Source organism: Stenotrophomonas sp. 116085_Sma, assembly GCF_056479585.1.
In genome coordinates, this window is the sequence record NZ_CM151057.1 from 2609887 (window position 1) to 2630102 (window position 20216).

19 protein-coding genes are annotated in these 20216 nt (G+C 66.6%); 15 read left to right on the forward strand and 4 right to left on the reverse strand.

The features are described from left to right. The first annotated feature begins 48 nt into the window (after window positions 1–48). Both ACZK0Z_RS12290 and ACZK0Z_RS12295 read left to right on the forward strand, forming a co-directional pair. Window positions 49–2151, forward strand: coding sequence for a sensor histidine kinase (locus tag ACZK0Z_RS12290; protein ID WP_197619126.1), 2103 nt, complete (start codon window positions 49–51; stop codon window positions 2149–2151). 4 nt (window positions 2152–2155) lie between these two features. Beyond that, complete coding sequence (locus ACZK0Z_RS12295; protein ID WP_049432160.1) at window positions 2156–3928, forward strand: EAL domain-containing protein; 1773 nt, start codon at window positions 2156–2158, stop codon at window positions 3926–3928. 44 nt (window positions 3929–3972) lie between these two features. Here ACZK0Z_RS12295 and ACZK0Z_RS12300 read toward each other — a convergent pair whose 3' ends face one another. The 4 genes from ACZK0Z_RS12300 to flgA form a co-directional block, all read right to left on the reverse strand. Then, a complete protein-coding gene (locus ACZK0Z_RS12300; RefSeq protein WP_049432157.1) occupies window positions 3973–5193 on the reverse strand; it encodes an ATP-binding protein in 1221 nt (406 codons plus the stop codon). Window positions 5194–5284: 91 nt separating this feature from the next. Continuing rightward, window positions 5285–5623 carry a flagellar protein FlgN gene (locus ACZK0Z_RS12305; protein WP_006366325.1) on the reverse strand — a complete coding sequence of 113 codons (339 nt, stop codon included), beginning with the start codon at window positions 5621–5623 and terminating at the stop codon, window positions 5285–5287. Beyond that, window positions 5620–5925: a flagellar biosynthesis anti-sigma factor FlgM gene (flgM, locus tag ACZK0Z_RS12310; RefSeq protein WP_049432154.1), complete on the reverse strand. Its 306-nt coding sequence runs from the start codon at window positions 5923–5925 to the stop codon at window positions 5620–5622. Before flgM ends, ACZK0Z_RS12305 begins: the two co-directional genes overlap by 4 nt. Window positions 5926–6000: 75 nt before the next feature. Continuing rightward, the gene (gene flgA, locus ACZK0Z_RS12315) at window positions 6001–6657 is read right to left on the reverse strand and encodes a flagellar basal body P-ring formation chaperone FlgA (protein ID WP_197619124.1); all 657 of its coding nucleotides are present in this window, start codon (window positions 6655–6657) and stop codon (window positions 6001–6003) included. Between the two features lie 238 nt (window positions 6658–6895). Here flgA and ACZK0Z_RS12320 point away from each other — a divergent pair, with 238 nt between their 5' ends. From ACZK0Z_RS12320 to ACZK0Z_RS12380, 13 genes are all read left to right on the forward strand, one after another. Then, window positions 6896–7840 carry a chemotaxis protein gene (locus ACZK0Z_RS12320; protein ID WP_106549951.1) on the forward strand — a complete coding sequence of 315 codons (945 nt, stop codon included), beginning with the start codon at window positions 6896–6898 and terminating at the stop codon, window positions 7838–7840. Window positions 7841–7986: 146 nt separating this feature from the next. Next, on the forward strand, window positions 7987–8382 hold the full coding sequence (flgB, locus tag ACZK0Z_RS12325; protein WP_005409576.1) for a flagellar basal body rod protein FlgB: 396 nt from the start codon (window positions 7987–7989) through the stop codon (window positions 8380–8382). A 3-nt stretch (window positions 8383–8385) separates the two neighbouring features. Further along, window positions 8386–8793, forward strand: coding sequence for a flagellar basal body rod protein FlgC (flgC, locus tag ACZK0Z_RS12330; protein ID WP_033835497.1), 408 nt, complete (start codon window positions 8386–8388; stop codon window positions 8791–8793). Between the two features lie 23 nt (window positions 8794–8816). Next, window positions 8817–9500: a flagellar hook assembly protein FlgD gene (locus tag ACZK0Z_RS12335; RefSeq protein ID WP_005413273.1), complete on the forward strand. Its 684-nt coding sequence runs from the start codon at window positions 8817–8819 to the stop codon at window positions 9498–9500. Between the two features lie 32 nt (window positions 9501–9532). After that, a complete protein-coding gene (gene flgE, locus ACZK0Z_RS12340; RefSeq protein ID WP_049432148.1) occupies window positions 9533–10756 on the forward strand; it encodes a flagellar hook protein FlgE in 1224 nt (407 codons plus the stop codon). 32 nt (window positions 10757–10788) lie between these two features. Further along, window positions 10789–11538 carry a flagellar basal body rod protein FlgF gene (locus ACZK0Z_RS12345; RefSeq protein WP_049432144.1) on the forward strand — a complete coding sequence of 250 codons (750 nt, stop codon included), beginning with the start codon at window positions 10789–10791 and terminating at the stop codon, window positions 11536–11538. A 102-nt stretch (window positions 11539–11640) separates the two neighbouring features. After that, the gene (flgG, locus tag ACZK0Z_RS12350) at window positions 11641–12426 is read left to right on the forward strand and encodes a flagellar basal-body rod protein FlgG (RefSeq protein WP_005409571.1); all 786 of its coding nucleotides are present in this window, start codon (window positions 11641–11643) and stop codon (window positions 12424–12426) included. Window positions 12427–12448: 22 nt separating this feature from the next. Continuing rightward, on the forward strand, window positions 12449–13141 hold the full coding sequence (gene flgH / locus ACZK0Z_RS12355; protein ID WP_049432141.1) for a flagellar basal body L-ring protein FlgH: 693 nt from the start codon (window positions 12449–12451) through the stop codon (window positions 13139–13141). A gap of 2 nt (window positions 13142–13143) precedes the next feature. Beyond that, a complete protein-coding gene (locus ACZK0Z_RS12360) occupies window positions 13144–14280 on the forward strand; it encodes a flagellar basal body P-ring protein FlgI (protein ID WP_197619120.1) in 1137 nt (378 codons plus the stop codon). A 1-nt stretch (window position 14281) separates the two neighbouring features. Further along, on the forward strand, window positions 14282–15481 hold the full coding sequence (gene flgJ, locus ACZK0Z_RS12365; protein ID WP_197619118.1) for a flagellar assembly peptidoglycan hydrolase FlgJ: 1200 nt from the start codon (window positions 14282–14284) through the stop codon (window positions 15479–15481). A gap of 8 nt (window positions 15482–15489) precedes the next feature. Further along, complete coding sequence (gene flgK, locus ACZK0Z_RS12370; RefSeq protein WP_197619116.1) at window positions 15490–17370, forward strand: flagellar hook-associated protein FlgK; 1881 nt, start codon at window positions 15490–15492, stop codon at window positions 17368–17370. Then, on the forward strand, window positions 17367–18569 hold the full coding sequence (gene flgL / locus ACZK0Z_RS12375) for a flagellar hook-associated protein FlgL (protein WP_049432134.1): 1203 nt from the start codon (window positions 17367–17369) through the stop codon (window positions 18567–18569). Before flgK ends, flgL begins: the two co-directional genes overlap by 4 nt. Window positions 18570–18987: 418 nt before the next feature. Continuing rightward, window positions 18988–20208, forward strand: a complete 1221-nt coding sequence (locus ACZK0Z_RS12380) for a flagellin (protein WP_100443521.1) — start codon at window positions 18988–18990, stop codon at window positions 20206–20208. Window positions 20209–20216: the final 8 nt, after the last annotated feature.

Sequence of the window (20216 nt, forward strand, 5' to 3'; positions counted from 1 at the left end):
CACACCCGCGCGGTAAGATGGCCGGCGCCCCTTTCATCCAGCCCGTCCATGCCTGCAGAACCGACCGGCATCGCCCCTGTTCCCGACCCGCGGATGGCGCAGGCGCTGAGCCGCGACCGGCGGCGGGTGGTGCTGAGCTACCTGGTGATGGCATTGGCCTGGATGATCGCCTCCGACAGTGCCGTGCAGGCGCTGGTGCCGGATCCGCAGCAGGCGGCGATGTGGCAGAGCGTGAAGGGCTCGTTCTTCGCACTGGCCAGTGCCGGCCTGCTGTACCTGCTGCTGCGGCCGCTGGCTGAGCATGTGCTGCACACCCATGCGCGCCAGCAGGCGTCGGAGCTGCGCCTGCGGCAGATGTTCGAGGGCAACCCTGGCCCGATCCTGGTCTACGACCTGGACACGCTGGCGATCCTCGACGCGAATCCGGCGGCGTGCAGCGCATTCGGCTGGGAGCGCGATGAACTGCTGGAGCAGACCATCGACGCGCTGTGGCCACCCGGCCAGGACCAGGCGCTGCAGACCAAGCTGGAGGCGATCCGCGAGGCACCCGAGGAGCTGTGCATCCTGCGGACCCAGCTGCAGCTGCGCGACGGCTCGCTGCGGCAGATGGAACTGCGCTCCAACGCCATCAGCTATGACGGTCACAATGCCCGGTTGCTGATCGCCATCGACCGCACCGCGGAAGATCTGGCCCAGCTGCGCCGCGACCAGGCGCTGGCCCGGGTCGAGGAAGCCCACGAGCTGGCGCGCATCGGCGCCTGGGAACTGGATCCATCCACCGGCATGGGCCGCTATTCCAACCAGGTCTACCGCCTGCTTGGCCGCCGGCCTCCGGAAGCCCGCCGCTGGCACCGCTTCGACGAGCTGCTGGTGCCCGCCGACCCCGCCACCGCCACGCAGACCGAGCAACTGCTGGCCGACCTCTGCTCGGGTGATCCGGTGCAGGTGGACGTACTGCTGCCCCTGCTGTCGATGGACGGCCGCGCCCTGATGGTGCACCTGCGTGCCGCCAGTGGTGTCGATGAGTCCGGCCGCAGCCGCGTACTGGGTACCCTGCAGGACGTGACCGAGCGGGAGCAATCGCGACGCCTGCTGCGCGAGCGCGAAGAACAGTTCCGCGAGCTGGTGCGGGTGCTGCCCGATGGCGTGGTGATCCTCTCCGACGAGCACGTTCTGTACACCAACGCCTGGGCGGCCAGTCTGTTCGGCTATGGCAGCCACACCCTGCTCGGTGAGCCGCTGTCGGCACTGGTCGCTGCCGGTGACCTGGCCCGCGTCCGCAGCCAGCTGCGCGCCGGGCAGCCACACCTGGGCCCCGGCCACAGCAGTGTGGTGGCCATGCAGCGCGCGGACGGACGCAGCTTCCATGCCGGTCTGGCGGTGGGCGAGGTGCGCTACGGTGGCCGCGACTGCAAGCTGCTGATCGTGCGTGACCTGAGCGATTCCGAACGGACGCGCAGTGCGCTGGAAACCAGCAACCGCGAATTGCAGGCGATGGCCGGCCGGTTGTTCTCGCTGCAGGAGGACGAGCGCCGCGCGATCTCGCGCGACCTGCATGACGACATCGGCCAGGCGATCACTGCGATCAAGCTGTCCGCCCATGCGGCGCAGGACGAGCACGATCCACAGCGCCGCAGCGAGGACCTGGCACAGATCGTCAGCCTGGCCGATACCACGGTGGCAAAGCTGCGCGACATCTCCACCCTGCTGCGCCCGCCGCAGCTGGACGCGCTGGGCCTGGAAGCGGCCCTCAGCTGGCAGGCACGGGTGCTGTTCCGTTCTTCGCCGGTGGAGCTGCTGGCCGAAATCGAGCCCCTGCCGCACCGCCCTGACAACAGCATCGAACAGGCCTGCTTCCGCATCGCGCAGGAGAGCCTGACCAATGTGCTGCGGCACGCGCGCGCCAGCCAGGTACAACTGCAGCTGCGCGACGTCGGCAAACGCGGCCTGCACCTGCAGATCCGCGACGACGGCGAGGGTTTCGACCCGGACGGTCCGCGCGGCCTGGGCCTGATCGTGATGCGCGAGCGCGCGCAGAGTGTCGGCGGCCATGTGCGGATCGAGTCCGCACATGGCGAGGGCACCCTGATCGACGTCCACCTCCCCTACCAGGCGGCCAGCATGGCTGCCGTCGATTCACCGGAATACTGAGCCTATGTGGAATCCCAACCAGCCCCCGGTCAGCATCGACGATGCACCCGACCGCCTCGGTGCCGGCAACCCCGAGCTGCAGGCGATGGTCGCCGAGGCGGCCTCCGGTGGCACCGCGCTGATGCTGATGCACGTGGACATCGACCACTTCGCTTCGGTCAACGAAAACATGAGCGCCGAGGTGGGCGACCAGGCGCTGGTGCTGGTGGCGCAGCGGCTGCAGTCCTACCTGCGCGGGCGAGGCAAGCTGTGGCGCCACGGCAGTGACGAGTTCCTGATCGCGGTGCCGCGCGCCGCCGACGTGCCGCTGCCGGAGGACTTCGCCGAGGAAATCCGCCAGCAGATGGAGCTGCCGCTGTCGGTGCTGCCGTACACGCTGTTCATGACCGGAAAGCTGGGCGTGAGCCTGTGCCCGGAGCATGCCAGCAGCACGTCGCGCCTGCTCGATCACGCCGAAGATGCGCTGTACCAGGCGGCCCGCGAGGGAGGCAACGCAGTGCGCATCCATGCGGTGGACACCCCGCCCAGTGCGCACAGCGAGAGCATCATCGCGCGCCAGATCGTGGATGCCATTCCCAATGGCGAGCTGAAGCTGCGCTACCAGCCGCTGGTCAGTGCCCGCGATGGCCACGTGGTGGGCATGGAAGCGCTGCTGCGATGGCAGTCCCCTACCCTGGGCATGCTGGTGCCGGAGCGCTTCATGCGCACCGCCGAGCGCCTGGGCATCATCGTGCAGATCGGCACCTGGGTGCTGGAAGGCGCACTGAAGCAGGCCCGCCTGTGGCGCGACCAGGGCTTCGACGACTTCACCATCGCCGTGAACGTGTCGACCCTGCAGCTGCTGCGGCCCAATTTCTTCGCCGAAGTGATGGGCCTGATCCAGGCGGCAGGCGTGCCGGCGCAGATGCTGACGCTGGAGATCAACGAGAGCGCGCTGACCAACAACGTCAACTTCGTGCACGAGACGCTGGCCAACCTGCGCAACGAAGGCATCAGCCTCAGCCTGGACAACTTCGGCACCGGCGATTCCAGCCTGAGCGCGCTGGTACGCTATCCGGTGGACAAGCTGAAAATCGACCGCAGCTTCATCAAGAGCGCGCCCGCCGGCAACCGCGAGGCCGCCATCGCCCGCGCGATCATTGCCATGGGCCACCAGCTGGGCATGACCGTGATTGCCAACGGCGTGGAATCGCAGGCCCAGCTGGGCTTCCTGAGGCGCAACGACTGTGACGTGTTCCAGGGTTACTTGTTCGGCGAGCCGATGTCAGCCGATGCCGCCGGCATGACCCTGCGCCGCCGCTACCTGCGTCCGGAGGCGTTCGCCGAAACCCGCCCGGACCGTACTTTGCTGCTGCTGGACGACGAGGAGAACGTGCTGCGCTCGCTGGTGCGCCTGTTCCGCCGTGATGGCTACCGCATCCTGGCGGCCGGCAACGTGCGCGATGCGTTCGACCTGCTGGCGATCAACGATGTGCAGGTGATCCTGTCCGACCAGCGCATGAGCGACATGAGCGGCACCGAGTTCCTGGGCCGGGTGAAGATGCTCTACCCCGATACGATCCGCCTGGTGCTGTCCGGCTACACCGATCTGAACACGGTGACCGACGCGATCAACCGTGGTGCGATCTACCGCTTCCTGACCAAGCCCTGGAACGACGATGAGCTGCGCAAGCACATCCACCAGGCCTTCCGCACCTACGAGGAACAGCGCCGCAGCAATGCGGGGCCGGCGCCGGTGGAAAGCGGAGATGGTGGCGAGGACCGCCCGTTGCGGTAACCGGCCATGTAGAGTCGAGCCATGCTCGACTCTACAGAATCGCCTTAGCGCGGCTGCTTCACCGGCAGTACCACGCGGAAGCGCGAACCGACGCCTGGAGTACTGTCCAGATCGATGCGGCCATGGTGCTTGTTGATGATGCTGTAGGAGATCGACAGGCCCAGGCCGGTGCCGCTGCCAACGGGCTTGGTGGTGAAGAACGGATCGAAGATGCGCTGGCGCAGTTCCGGCGAGATGCCGCCGCCGGTGTCTTCGAACTCGACCCACACCTGGTCACCATCGACACCGGTACGCACAGTGATCGTGCCGCGCTCGGCAATGGCGTGGCCGGCATTGAGCAGCAGGTTCATGTAGACCTGGTTCAACTCCGACGGCAGGCACTCCACCAGCGGCAGCTGGCCGAACTCGCGGTGCAGGGTGACCTTGTACTTGAGCTCGTTCCAGATGATGTTGATGGTCGATTCCAGGCCTGCGTGCAGGTCGACCAGCTTCCACGATTCGTCGCGGCCGGAATATGAGAAGTCCTTCAGGTCACGCACGATGCGGGTGACCCGCTCGATGCCCTCGCGCGATTCGGCCATCAGCTGCGGCAGGTCGCGGCTGATGAAATCGATGTCCAGGCGGTCACGTATATCGTCGATTTCCGGAATCAACGCCTTCGGGTCCGGCGCGCGCAGGGCGCGCTCGTACGCCTCAATCACGGTGAAAAGGCTGCGCAGGTATTCCTGCAGGCTGCCCAGGTTGGAGTGCACGTAGCCGATCGGGTTGTTGATCTCGTGCGCGACACCCGCCGCAAGCTGGCCGATCGAGGCCATCTTTTCCGACTGCAGCAGCTTCTCCTGGGTACCGTTGAGGCGCAGGTAGGCCTGGCGCAGCTCGGCGTGGCGCTGCTGCAGCTCGCGCTCGTAGTCTTCCTGTCCTTCGATATGGCGGAACAACGCCAGGAAGTGCCCCTGGCCCACCGGACCGTGGTGGTACAGGTGGGCAATGACCACGCCCTCGCCCAGCGGCAGGCTGCCGTTCCAGTGGCCATGCTGCCGCGCCTGTTCCAGCGCATCGGGGGGCAGCAGTTCGCGCAGGCGCTGCGGTGGCGGCAATGCGCCATCCTCGCCACTGGCCAGCAGGTTCTGCGCGGCCGGATTGGCCAGCGCCACCTGCCCGTCTTCAGTGAACAGCAGCAGCCCTTCGCGCAGGCGCTCAAGCAGGGCCTGCAGCACCGGCTGAGGCGGAAGGGGGGCGGTAACCAGGGCGTTGGCAGCGGACACGGCGACTCGGGGCATTCGAACAGGCGCCCAATATACGCGGTCACGCAGCGGGCTTCAGCCCGCGGGGGTGGGTAGTGCGACCGCCGTCGCGTCAGGCGACGGCGAGTGGGCGGCGGGCAGTGACGGTGTGTGACTGGCCCTTGGCGTCATAGGCCGAGGCGTCTTCGGTACGGCCCAACTGGCGCAGTGCCCAGTTGACCTCGCGCCGGCGCCGCGAAAGCAGCACGCCGTTGGCGCGGTTGCGCTCGGCCAGTTCCTGCAGCTGTTCGCCCTCGCCGACCGGCGGTGCGCCTTCCAGCGCCCGCAGCGCCTCCAGCTTGGCGCCGGTGGCACGGATCAGGGCGTGCACGTCGTGCTCGACCAGGGCCTGGCGTTCAACGTCCAGGGCCTGGGCGAGACGCTGCAGCGGCTCGCTCATCGCTGCGGTCATCCCTGCAGCTGCTGGTCCAGATCGAGCATGCGCGATGCGATCGCGTCCGGATTGATCTTGTAGGTGCCGTTCTGCAGCGACTCGCGCACGGCGGCCACGCGCTGGGCGTCGATCGCCGGGGCGGTGGTCAGCTCACGCTCGATGGCCTGCAGATTGGTGGCCTCACCGGTCAGGCGCAGGCTGTCGGCTGCCTCGACCGGGCGCGCCGGCGCATCGCTGCTGACGCCGGGCTTGCTGGCCGGGGTCGTCACGCTGCGCAGTGCCTGGGGGACCTGCAGGTTGCCGTCGATTTTCTGGCTCATGGGGTGTCCTGGAGTTGCCGTTCACAAGGGATAACGGCCTCAGGGCCGCGATCTTTAGGGATATTTTGCGGTAAATCAACGCGCCACGATTACGTCACCTGCGGCATCGACCGTGCCCTGCACGATCCGCCGCGAGGACAGGTTCTCCACCGAGACCCGTTCATTCTCACCGGCATCGCCCATCGCGCGACCGGCAATGCGGACCTCGACCGAGCCGCGACGCGATACCAGGGCCACATTGTCTCCTCGCTTGATGAGACGCTGCACCACCAGATCGTTGTTCGACAGCAACGCCCCGGCCTGCAATGGACGGCGGGCGATGCGACCGATCGCCGCGTTGGGATCGGCCAGCACCGCACCGGCAATCCGGGCAGCGTCACGCTGGGCAGTGGTGATATCGGCGGCAGTGAGGGTTTCTCCAGTGCCGATTCCACGATTGAGCACCAGCACGGTCTGGTTGCGCCGCACTTTCACCGGCACGAACAGCCGCCAGCCGCCCGCATCGGGGCAACTGACCTCCACGGTGGTGTTGGCGGTGGGCTGCACCTGCAGTGCGCCGCCGCACTTCGGCAGGCGCAGCGCATCGGCCACCTGGGCCTCACCCTCGCTACCCGTCGGCAAGGTCGTCAGCGCCGCGGCGCGGATGCTGGCCACGGGCTGCCAGTCGGAGGCCACCGCCCACGGCGAGGCCAGGGCAAGCGCGATGGCCAATAGAGATGTGACCCGGCGCATGGCGCCTCCTGTCGTTGGGACCTGGCCCAGCTGCGTGCAAGGGGCGTGCCAGAGGGGCCGCGCTGCCTTTTGTAGCGTCGAGCCATGCTCGACTGCTTTGCGCCCAACAGCCAGTCGAGCATGGCTCGACGCTACAAGGCCCTCGGTCGAGCATGGCGCAGCGCCACAATTGCGGTGCGGACCACGTGGGCGGCAGAGCGCCCTCAAGTTCCGCCACTGCGGCGCCGATACAGCAGCCATGTCCCATGACCTGCTCAACCGGATCGACCAGCGAACCCGTCTGGCCGGCCACAACCGACTGGCGCTGCTGCTGTTCCGTCTCGGCGGACGTCAGCTTTTTGGCGTCAATGTCTTCAAGGTGCAGGAAGTCCTGCGGCGCCCGGAGCTGTTCCAGGTGCCCGGGCTGCCCAGCCAGTTCTCCGGCGTGGCCGACGTGCGCGGCCGCTCGGTGCCGGTGCTGGACCTCGGCCTGGCCATCGGCCATCCCGAGCGCGAGCCGGAGGCGGACACCTCGCCCGGCTACCTGGTCGTGACCGAGTTCAACCGCTCGATCCAGGGCTTCCTGGTCAGCGGTGTGGAGCGCATCGTCAACATCGCGGTGGAAGACATCCACCCGCCACCGGAGCTGGGCGCCGAATCGAGCTACCTGACCGCCGTGACCCGCTTCCAGGGCGAGCTGATCCAGGTGATCGACGTGGAAAGCGTACTGGCCGACATTGCCCAGGTGCGCGGCGAGGCAGTGCTCGACCCGGCGATGGCGATGCCCTCCGACGGCCCGCAGCTGCAGGTGCTGGTGGTGGATGACTCGCGCGTGGCCCGCCAGCAGATCCGCAGCGTTCTCGACCAGCTGGGCGTGGGTGCCACCCTGCTCTCCGACGGCAAGCAGGCGCTGGACCACCTGCTGCAGATCCATGCCTCGGGCGAGAACCCTGCCGAACGCTACGCCATGGTCATCTCGGACATCGAGATGCCGGCCATGGACGGCTATACGCTGACGACGGAAATCCGGCGCCATCCGGGCCTGGCCGGCCTGTATGTGCTGCTGCACACCTCGCTGTCAGGCGTATTCAACAATGCGATGGTCGAGCGCGTGGGCGCCAATGCCTTCGTCGCCAAGTACTCGCCGCACGAGCTGGCCGACTTCGTGCTGGACCGCCTGCGCAAGGTCGCGATGGCGGCGTAAGGCCCTCTCCTGTAGAGCCGAGCCCATGCTCGGCTTGTGCGGCGCCTGAACGAAAGGCAGCCGAGCATGGCTCGGCTCTACAGGATCGCGCGCACTTTGGCACACCCCTTGCAGCTTCCCGGGCAACGTTCCCGTGGGAGTGCACCGTGCGCAACCTGATTACCGACTACCTGGGCGTCCACGCCCAGGCCATGCCGTTGCGCGAACAGCGGATGAAGCTGATCGCCAGCAACCTCGGCAATGCCGACACTCCCGGCTACAAGGCCCAGGACCTGGACTTCGATGCCGCCCTGCGCCATGCCCAAGGGCAGGATGCCAATGGCCTGATGGCCACCACCCATGAGCAGCACTACGAAATCAGTAGTGGCCTGAACCCGTTCCAGATCGCGCGCGAAGGCGTGCAGCCCAGCCTGGACGGCAACACCGTCGATCCCGATGCCGAGCGTGCGGCCTATGGCCGTGCCGCGCTCGAGTACCGCGCTTCGCTCAGCTTCGTCGAGAGCAAGGTGCGTTCCATGTTGACCGCGATCACGGGGCAATAAGCCATGAGCAACCTGCCGATCTTCGATATCGCCGGCTCCGCGCTGCAGGCGCAGTCGGTGCGCATGAGCACCATCGCCTCCAACCTCTCCAACGCCGACACCGTCGCCGGCTCCGCCGACGCCGTGTACAAGCCGCTGGAGCCGATCTTCCAGGCCGTCACCAGCAAGAACGATCCAAACATCACCTCGGTGAAGGTGAAGGAGATCACCCAGAGCGATGCGGCGCCGATCAAGCGCTACGAGCCCGGCCATCCGCTGGCCGACGCCGACGGCTACATCTACCAGCCCGACGTCGATCCGGTGGCGCAGATGGTCAACCTGATCTCGACCTCGCGCAATTACCAGGCCGGCGTGGAGATGCTGACCACCGCCAAGGAACTGGCCCTGGCCACCCTGACCATGGGCCGCTGAGGCCCGCAGTACCGGATACCGCCATGACCACCGCCGTCAACAACCAGACCAACCAGGACGTCTACACCGCACTCGGTCTGAACGCCCCGAACAGCAACGCCACCAAGAAGAAGAACACGCTGGACCAGGCCGATTTCCTGCGCCTGATGACCGAACAGCTGCAGCACCAGGATCCGCTGAAGCCGATGGACAACACGCAGATGGTCGCGCAGATGGCGCAGATGTCCACCGTGCAGGGCATCACCGACCTGAACAAAACGGTGAAGGGTTTCCAGGAATCGATGGCCAGCGACCAGGTGCTGCGTGGCGCGGCGCTGGTCGGCCACCAGGTGCTGGTGCCGTCGGAAAAGCTGGTACTGGAAAAGGAAGGCAACGTTGAAGGCACGGTGGCCGCGCCTTCTGCCGGCATCATCACCGTGGACATCACCGATGCCACCGGCGCCAAGGTCACCTCGCTGAGCGTGGAAGCCAAGGCCGCCGGAGAGACCGCGTTCCAGTGGGACGGCAAGGATGCCAACGGCAAGCGCATGGAGCCGGGCAAGTACTCCATCGTCGCCAACCACGTCGACACCGCCGGCAAGAGCACCAAGTTGTCCACCTACGTGCAGGCGCCCGTGGAAAGCGTGACCGTCGGTTCCGACGGCCTGTACCTGAACCTCAAGGGCCTGGGCACGGCCCCGATCGACTACGTGCTCCGCGTCAGCTGAGCCGCACACCCCGTACTTACCAGGAGCATCCCATGGGCTTCAATGTCTCGCTGTCCGGCATCAATGCCGCCAATTCCGACCTGAGTGTCACTGCCAACAACGTCGCCAACGTCAACACCACCGGCTTCAAGGAATCGCGCGCCGAATTCGCCGACCTGTTCTCGGCCACCGGTTACGGCCTGTCGAAGAACGCCGTGGGTTCGGGCGTCCGCGTCTCCAACGTTGCCCAGCAGTTCAAGCAGGGCCACAACGAACAGACCGGCCGCAGCCTGGACATGGCCATTTCCGGTGAGGGCTTCTTCACCATGAACATGAACGGCACCCGCGTGTACTCGCGCGCCGGCAACTTCCAGACCGATGCATCGGGCTACGTGGTCAACCCGCAGGGCGCGCGCCTGCAGGTGTTCGCACCGAATGCCGACGGCACCAACTTCGATGCCGGGCGCATGGTCGACCTGCAGCTGCTGACCACTGACAGCCCGCCGAAGCAGACCAGCGAAGTGAAGGTCGGCTTCACCCTGCCGGCCAACGCCAAGCAGCCGACCGTCACCACCTTCGACCCGACCGACTCCAACAGCTACAACCACTCCAGCGGCGGCATCACCGTGTACGACTCGCTGGGCGTGAGCCACATCCAGGTTTCGTATTTCGTGAAAGGTGCCAACCCGAACGAGTGGACCGTGCGCAACTACGTGGACGGCCAACCGGCGGGTACACCGACCCCGGTCACCTTCGACAACAGCGGCAAGCTGGTCGCACCAGCCAACGGCAAGGTCAGCCTCGGCACGTTCACCCCGAACACGGGCGCCGGCGTGTTGAACATGACGCTGGATATCAACGGTTCGACCCAGTACGGCGAGAAGTTCGCGCTGCGCAACACCCAGCAGGACGGCTATGCCGCCGGCAAGCTCAATGAGATCACCGTGTCGGAAACCGGCGTGGTCTATGCCCGCTATTCCAACGGTGCCGACAAGCCGCTGGGCCAGGTCGCGCTGACCACCTTCAACAATCCGCAGGGCCTGGAATCGAAGGGCAACAACCTGTGGGTGGATACCTTCAGCTCGGGCACGCCACGCACCGGCATGCCGGACACCTCCAACCTCGGCAAGATCCAGGCCGGCTCGCTGGAAGCGTCCACCGTCGACCTCACCGAGCAGCTGGTCAACATGATCACCGCGCAGCGCAACTTCCAGGCCAACGCGCAGATGATCACCACCCAGGACCAGATCACCCAGACCGTCATCAACATCCGTTGATGAACTGCTGACCCCGTCTCGGAACTTCCCGCATGGATAAAGCCCTCTACGTGGCGATGACCGGTGCCCGCGCCTCCCTGCAGGCGCAGGGTACGCTCAGCCACAACCTCGCCAACTCGGACACCCCTGGCTTCAAGGAAGCGCTGGCCAACACCGAAGCCTTCCCGATCAAGGGCCAGGGCTTTGCCTCGCGGGTGGATGCACTGCACGTCGACGCCGGCTTCAACCGCCGGCCCGGCGCGCAGCACATCACCGGCAAGCCGCTGGACCTGGCGCTGCAGACCGGCACCTGGCTGGCCGTGCAGTCCACCGATGGCACCGAGGCGTACACGCGTGGCGCCGCACTGTCGGTCACGCCGAACGGACAGCTGGTGACCTCCAGCGGCCGCGCGGTGCTGGATGACAACAACAACCCGATCGCCATTCCGCCCTACCAGGCGATGGAGATCGGTGCCGACGGCACGATCTCGATCATTCCGCAGGGCGAAGGCCCGCAGACGATGGCGCAGGTCGGACGGATCAAGGTGGTGCAGGCGCCGGACGAGCGCCTGGAGCGCGGCCTGGACGGGCTGTTCCGCAACACCGATCCGCGCCAGCCGTTCGCACCTGCGCAGGGCACGGCGGTGCACAGCGGCCAGCTGGAAGGCAGCAACGTCGATGCCGCCGGCGCGCTGGTGCAGATGATCCAGCTGCAGCGCCAGTACGAAATGCAGGTGCAGGTGATCAAGCACGGCGACGACAACGCGCGCAGCGCCAACAGCCTGCTGCGCCTGGGCAGCTGACGGAAGTCCGGCGCCGCTTGAATGCGGCGCTGGCACACCGCTTGCACACCCGAAGACAAGGGCCGCACCGCGCGGCCGGCTCCACCAGACAGGACACCGAAGATGAACCAGGCATTGTGGATCGCGAAAACCGGACTGGATGCGCAGCAGATGCGCATGTCGGTGGTTTCCAACAACCTCGCCAACACCAACACCACCGGCTTCAAGCAGGACCGCGCCAGCTTCGAGGACCTGCTGTACCAGCAGGTGCGCCAACCCGGCGGCTCCTCCTCGGCACAGACACAGCTGCCGACCGGCCTGCAGCTGGGTACCGGCGTGCGCGTGGTCGCCACCGCCAAGAACTTCGAACAGGGTGGCCAGCAGCAGACCGGCCGCGCACTGGACGTGATGGTCAACGGCCGCGGCTTCTTCGAAGTGCAGATGCCCGATGGCAGCTCGGCCTATACCCGTGATGGCTCGTTCAAGATCAACCAGGACAGCGAGCTGGTCACCAACAGCGGCTACCCGGTGCAGCCGGGCATCCAGATTCCCGAAGGCGCGCAGTCGGTGACCATCGGTACTGACGGCACCATCAGCGTGAAGATGGCCGACGGCGCGGCCTCGGTGGAAGTGGGCGCGCTGACCCTGACCGATTTCGTCAATCCGGCCGGCCTGCAGGCACGGGGTGAAAACCTGTTCCTTGAGACCACCGCATCGGGCCCGGCGCAGAACGGCAATCCCGGCCTCAACGGCCTGGGCACCGTGGTGCAGGGCGCGCTGGAGGGCAGCAACGTCAACGTGGTGGAAGAGCTGGTGTCGATGATCGAAACCCAGCGCGCCTACGAAATGAACGCCAAGGCGATTTCCACCACTGATTCGATGCTCGGCTACCTCAACAACAAGCTCTGACCGGCCAACCCGGGAAACCGCCATGTCGCCCATTTCCAACTTCGCCCGCACTGCCCTCGCCTGCACCGTGGCTGCCCTGCTCGGTGGCTGCGTGATTGCCGGCGACGTGCGCCCCTATCCGGCAATGGCACCGATCCAGCCGATCATGCCACCGCAGGCCGAGCCGACCGCCGGCGCCATCTATGCGGCCGGTCCGACCCTGCAGTTGTATTCGGACCGTCGCGCACGCGATGTCGGCGACCTGCTGACCATCACCCTGCTGGAAAATACCACCGCGCAGACCAGTGCCAACACGGCCACCAACAAGGAATCCAACCTCAGCCTGGGCACGCCCTCCATCCTCGGCGCGCCGGTCACCCTGGGCGGCAAGGACATCCTGAGTGCGACGGCCAAGGGCGCGCGTGACTTCACCGGCAAGGGCAACAGCGCGCAGAGCAACCGCCTGCAGGGCAACGTGACCGTGACCGTGGTGCAGCGCCTGCCCAATGGCAACCTGGTGGTGCAGGGGCAGAAGAACCTGCGCCTGAACCAGGGCGACGAGCTGGTGCAGGTACAGGGCATCGTGCGCCCCGGCGACATCGGCGCGGACAACACTGTGCCTTCCAGCCGCGTGGCTGAGGCACGCATCGTCTACGGCGGCCGCGGCCCTGTCGCACAGTCCAACGCGATGGGCTGGCTGAGCCGCTTCTTCAACTCCGGCCTGACGCCGTTCTGAGTATGGCCATGAAACTCTTCTTCTCTTCTTCCTGGCAGCGGCGCACGGCGTCGTTCGTCGCCTTGATGCTGCTGATCGTTGCAGCCCCGGCCAGCGCCGAACGCATCAAGGACCTGGCCCAGGTCGGTGGCGTGCGTGGCAATGCGCTGGTGGGCTACGGCCTGGTGGTGGGCCTGGACGGCAGCGGCGACCGCACCAGCCAGGCACCCTTCACCGTGCAGAGCCTGAAGAACCTGCTCGGCGAGCTGGGCGTCAACGTACCGCCGAACGTCAACCCGCAGCTGAAGAACGTGGCGGCGGTGGCGATCCACGCCGAACTGCCGCCGTTCGCCAAGCCGGGCCAGCCGATCGACATCACCGTGTCCTCGATCGGCAACGCGGTGTCGCTGCGCGGCGGTTCGCTGCTGATGGCCCCCCTGCGCGGCGCCGATGGCCAGATCTATGCCATCGCCCAGGGCAACCTGATCGTGGGTGGCTTCGGCGCGCAGGGCAAGGACGGCTCGCGCGTCTCGGTGAACGTGCCCAGCGTCGGCCGCATTCCCAATGGCGCCACCGTGGAGCGTGCCCTGCCCGACCCGCTGGCCAATGGCGGCGAGATCACCCTGAACCTGCACAACAATGACTTCACGACCGTCTCACGCATGGTCGCTGCACTCAACAATGCATTCGGCGAAGGTGCGGCACGCGCGGTCGATGGCGTGACCGTGGCGGTCACCGCACCGACCGATCCGGGCGCACGCATCGGCCTGCTGGCGCGCATCGAGAACCTGGAACTGACCCCGGGCAGCGCCCCGGCCAAAGTGGTGGTCAATTCGCGTACCGGCACCGTGGTCATCGGCCAGCAGGTGCGGGTCGGACCCGCCGCGATCTCGCACGGTTCGCTGACCGTGACGATCCAGGAAAACACCAATGTCAGCCAGCCCAACGCGCTGTCCGGCGGCCGTACCGTAGCCAGCCCGCAGTCGACCATCACCGCCACCAATGAAGGCAGCCGCATGTTCAAGTTCAGCGGCGGCACCACCCTGGACGAGATCGTGCACGCGGTGAACGCGGTAGGCGCGGCACCGGGCGATCTCATTGCGATCCTGGAAGCCCTGAAGCAGGCCGGCGCCCTGAGTGCCGAGCTCGAGGTGATCTGACATGCGCATCAATCCCGCATTCGATCTGCACCCGGCGCAACAGAATGATCCGGCCAAGATCGACAAGGTCGCGCGACAACTGGAAGGCCAGTTCGCGCAGATGCTGGTCAAGAGCATGCGTGATGCCAGCTTCGGCGACTCGCTGTTCCCCGGCGAGAACAAGATGTTCCGCGACATGTACGACCAGAAGATCGCCGAGGCGATGACCCGAGGCAAGGGCCTGGGCCTGTCCGGCATGATCAGCCGGCAGCTGTCCGGCCAGGCCGCCGATGGCCCGGCGCTGGATACCCGCGTGGACCCGGCCAAAGCCAGCCGTGCCTATCAGCTCAATGCGCCGGCCAAGCCCGCGCCGTCGGTGCCGCTGGAAGACGGCAGCCAGGCGGTGCGCCTGCTGCAGCAGATGGCGGCCGGCGCCCAGTCGGGCGCACACGCGGCGGTTGCACCGATGGAACAGGCGCTGGACCTGATCGCCGGGCGCGAAAGCAGCAGCATGCACCGCTCGCTGGGCACCGAAGATCCGTACATCGGCAGCCTGCAGGGCGAGGACTGGGCCGCCAACAGCGATCAGTGGTCGGCCACCGCCAGCAACCGCGGCACGGCCATCAGCCCGGCCGATGCGATGGCTACCCGCACCGCCGTCGCCCAGCTGGGCGAGCACACCCCGGAAGGTTTCGTCGCAAGCATCTGGCAGCACGCGCAGCGTGCGGCCAAGGAGCTGGGCGTGGATGCCCGCGCCCTGGTCGCCCAGGCAGCGCTGGAGACCGGCTGGGGCAAGCGCCACATCAAGCATGCCGACGGCAGCACCTCGCACAACCTGTTCGGCATCAAGGCCAATGGCTGGAACGGCCAGCGCGCCGTGGCCGGCACCCACGAGTATGTCGATGGCGTGCGCCGCAACGAGACCGCCAGCTTCCGCGCCTACAGTTCGCCGGCCGAGAGCTTTGCCGACTACGTGCGCCTGCTGAAGACCAGCCCGCGCTACCAGCAGGCCCTGCAGGCCGGCACCGATGTGCAGGGCTTCGCCCGCGGTCTGCAGCGCGCCGGCTATGCCACCGACCCGCGCTACGCGGCCAAGATCGCCGCGATCGCCGGCGGACCGACCATCGAGCGTGCCGTCAGCGCCGTGGCAGACGCCGGCTCGCGCCTTGGCCAGACCTTCGCCAGCACCGCAACCGCGGCGCTGGGTATCACCCGTCGTTGAGGAACCCCATGTCCAGCGTACTTTCCACCGGTACCGGTGCCCTGCTCGCCTTCCAGCGTGCGTTGGCGACCACCAGCCACAACGTGGCCAACCTCAATACCCCGGGCTACAGCCGGCAGAAGGTCAACTTCGCCACGGCTGATCCCCAGAACTACGGCTACGGCACGGTCGGCAACGGCACCCGCATCACCGACATCCGCCGTACCGCCGACCAGTTGGCGATCTCGCGCCTGCTCGACAGCAGCGGCGAGCTGGCGCGCCTGAAGCAGCTCTCTGGCATGGCCGACCGGGTCAACTCGCTGTTCTCCGACGCGGCAACCAACGTGTCCGGCGTCTGGTCGAAGTTCTTCGATTCGGTCAGCGGCCTGTCCTCCAATGCGGCCGGCACCGCCGACCGCCAGAACATGCTGGACGGTGGCAAGGCGCTGGCCAACCGCTTCGTGCAGCTCAACACGCACCTGAACAACCTCAACAGCGAGGTCAACAACGGCCTGCTGGCTGGTGCCACCGAGGTCAACCGATTGGCGCAGGAGATCGCGCAGATCAACGGTGCGATCGGCACCAACATCGCTACCGCCGCACCGGACCTGCTCGATCGCCGCGACCAGCTGATCACCCAGTTGATCGGCTACACCGGTGGCACCGCAGTGATCCAGGACGGCGGCATCATGAATGTCTATACCGCCGGCGGGAACGCGCTGGTGGTGGGTACCACGGCAACCAAGGTCACCACCGTTGCCGACCCGTACCAGCCGGAGCGGCTGCAGCTGGCGCTGGAAACGCAGGGCAACACCATCCGGCTCGACCCGAAGGCGGTCGGTGGCCAGATCGGCGGCCTGCTGGAGTTCCGCGACACCGTGCTGACGCCGGCCCAGGCCGAACTGGGCAAGCTGGCGGTAGGCCTGGCCGAGAGCTTCAACCAGGTGCATCACCAGGGCGTGGACCTGTATGGCCAGCTGGGGGGGGACTTCTTCAACATCGGCAACCCGCGCGTCACCGCCAACAATGCCAATACCGGTACCGCAAGCCTCAGCGCCGCTTACGGCGACCTCGGCAAGCTGGACGCGCAGAACGTGGTGCTGCAGTTCGATGGCACCAACTGGAAGGCCAGCCGTGCCGACACCGGCGCCAACGTTCCGCTGACCGGCACCGGCACGGCCGCTGATCCACTGGTGATCAACGGCGTCAAGCTGGTGGTCGGCGGTACGCCGGCAGCCAACGATCGCTTCCTGCTGCAGCCGACCGCAGGCGTGGCCGGCAGCATGGAAGTGGCGATCACCGATCCCTCGCGCATCGCCGCCGCAGCTGCGGTGAAGGGCGCGGCAGCGTCGTCCAACACCGGCACCGGCAAGCTGAGCGGTGTCACCGTCAGCGATTCGACCAACGCCAACCTGCGCAATCCGGCCGCGATCGTGTTCACCTCGGCCACCACCTACACCATCGATGGTGGCCCGCCACAGACCTACACGCCTGGCCAGACCATCAGCGCCAATGGCTGGAGCTTCGTGCTGGACGGTGCGCCAAAGGTCGGCGACACCTTCAACATCACCCCGACCCCGGCGGGCTCTTCGGACAACAGCAATGCCTCCAGGCTGTCCAAGGTGGAGAGCGCCAAGGCGTTCAACAGCGGCACGGTCACCCTCAACGGTGCCCTGGGCGGCCTGACCACCCAGGTCGGTGCAGCCGCCCGCTCGGCCGAGTATTCGCTGGAAGCGCAGCTGGTGATCAACGACAAGGCGCAGGAAGCGCGCGATGAGGTGTCCGGCGTCAACCTGGACGAGGAAGCGGCGGACATGCTGCGCCTGCAGCAGGCCTACCAGGCCGCGTCGCAGCTGATCTCCACCGCCGACAGCATGTTCCAGACCATTCTGGGAGCCGTCCGTCGATGAGCAGCCGTATCTCCACCAGCATGATGTTCAACCAGTCCGTGTCGCTGATGATGGCCAAGCAGGCCAAGCTCAGCCACCTGGAGCAGCAGATCGCCACCGGCAGCAAGATCGTCAGCGCCAAGGACGATCCGGTCGCCGCGGGTGCGGCCGTGGGGCTTGACCGCAGCCTGGCCGCACTGGACCGGATGAAACTCAATGCCGGCAACGTGCAGAACCGGCTGGGCGTGCAGGAAAACACCCTGGCCCAGGTCAACGACCTGATGGCGCGCGTCAACGACCTGACCATCCAGGCCAGCAACCCCGCGCTGGGCGCCGCCGACAAGAAGACGCTGATCACCGAATTGAACCAGATCCGCGAGGGCCTGCTGTCGCTGGCCAACGCCGACGACGGTACCGGCCGTTACGTGTTCGGCGGCACCAACGATGGCGATCCACCGTTCGCCAAGATCAATGGCAAGGTGGTCTACCGTGGCGACCAGACCCAGCGCCAGATTGAAGTCGGCCCCGACACCTATGTGCGGGACGCCCTGCCCGGCAGCGAAATCTTCATGCGCATTCCTACCGGCGACGGCTTCGTCGATGGTGGCGCCGCGGCCGGCAATACCGGCAACGGCGTGCTGACCAACATCACCCGCGATGGCAGCGACAGCTGGAACGGCCAGTCCTTCAGCATCCGCTTCACCGCCGCCGACCAGTACCAGGTACTGGACGGCGCTGGCAACGTGACTGGCACCGGCACGTTCAAGGCCGGTGACAACGTGGAAGTCAACGGTGTACGCCTGCAGATCACCGGCGCACCTGCTGCCGGTGACAGCTTCAACGTGAAGCCGGCAACCAGCCGCGACATCTTCGACACCATGGACAAGCTGATTGCCGCGCTTGATGCCGACACCGGCACCACCGCGAAAATGAGCGCGCAGCAGAACGAACTGCAGAGCGCCCTGCGCGATGTGGCCCGTGCATCGGAACGGATGATCGATTCGCGCGCGGCCGGCGGTGCGCAGCTGAAGGCACTGGACAATGCCGCCGACATGCGCGAAGCCAACAGCGTGACCCTGAAGACCACGCTGTCGCAGATGCGCGACCTGGACTACGCCGATGCGCTGAGCCAGTACCAGCTGCAGAGCACCGCACTGCAGGCGGCACAGACGATCTTCTCGCAGATGCAGTCGATGTCGTTGTTCAACAAGATCCGCTGACGCTTCCCAAGCGTCACTCCCTGAAGGCCGCGATGCCCTGCATCGCGGCCTTTTTCGTTCCTGCGTGCCCGTTCCGTCGCGCTCGCCGGGCGTGGCCCGGCGCTGCCGGAAAGGTGCTCCTGCGCATTTTCCGTGATTGCCCATCAAGCCCGGCCCTGCCCCGCCGATACCTTCATCAGCGCTGGTTGGGCATGCCCAACCGCCCCTTCCGGGGTCGCCTTCACGCCCGACAAGGGCTGAAAAACCCCGGGAAAACAGCCGCCGGCACCGGATTTCAGCATCGACGGAATTCACGGCTAAAGGTTGTTGACAAAGCGCCGTTATTCATTTGGCAACAGCGAAGCACACAGCCACACAAAAAAACAGGCGGCGCTTCGTTTCATTCACCAACGGGTTCCATATAAGAGGAGACGACCCCATGGCACAGGTAATCAACACCAATACGATGTCGCTCAACGCTCAGCGCAACCTGAGCACCAGCGGCAGCTCGCTCGCTACCACCATCCAGCGCCTCTCGTCCGGCCTGCGCATCAACAGCGCGAAGGACGACGCGGCCGGCCTGGCCATCAGCGAGCGCTTCACCACCCAGATCCGCGGGCTGGACGTGGCCATCCGCAATGCCAACGACGGTATCTCGCTGGCCCAGGTCGCCGAGGGTTCGCTGAGCGAAGTCGGCAACAACCTGCAGCGCATCCGTGAACTGGCCGTGCAGTCCTCCAACGCCACCAACTCGGCCAGCGACCGCAAGGCCCTGCAGGCTGAAGTGACCCAGCTGGTCTCGGAAGTCGACCGCGTGGCCAAGCAGGCCGACTTCAACGGCACCAAGCTGCTGGACGGCTCCTTCACCAGCCAGCTGTTCCAGGTCGGCGCCAACGCCGGCCAGGCCATCGCCATCAACAGCGTGGTCAACGCCAAGGCCGATTCGCTGGGCGCGGCGACCTTCGCCAATGGCTACACCGGCACCAGCCTGGCCGCGGCCGACAAGGCCACCGCCGACACCACCTACTCCGGCCTGCAGATCTCGGTGACCCCGCCGGGCGGCACCGCCACCACGGTCACCATCAACGACTTCACCGTGAAAGCGGGTGAATCGATCACCTCGGCCACCTCTGCCGCGATCAACAACAAGCTGGGCGAAACCGGCGTCATGGCCTCGGTCAATGCCGGCGTGATCAGCCTGGCCTCGGTCAAGGACGGCCAGACCTTCACGCTGGGCGTCAGTGCCGCAACCCCGCCGGCCGGCGCCACCGCCGCGACCATCGCCGGCCTGGGCCTGACTGAAACCAGCACCAACGGCGGCCTGCTGACCGGCGCCACGTCGAACTTCGTCAAGGACCTGAACGTCACCACGGCCGAAGGCGCGCAGAAGGCGCTATCGATCGTCGACAAGGCCCTCGAATCGGTCAACAGCGTGCGCGCCGACCTTGGCGCGATCCAGAACCGCTTCACCTCGGTGGTGGCCAACCTGCAGACCTCCTCGGAGAACCTGTCGGCCTCGCGCAGCCGCATCCGCGATACCGACTTCGCCAAGGAAACCGCCGAACTGACCCGCACCCAGATCCTGCAGCAGGCCGGTACGGCCATGCTGGCCCAGGCCAACCAGGTACCGCAGAACGTGCTCAGCCTGTTGCAGCGCTGACATGAGCC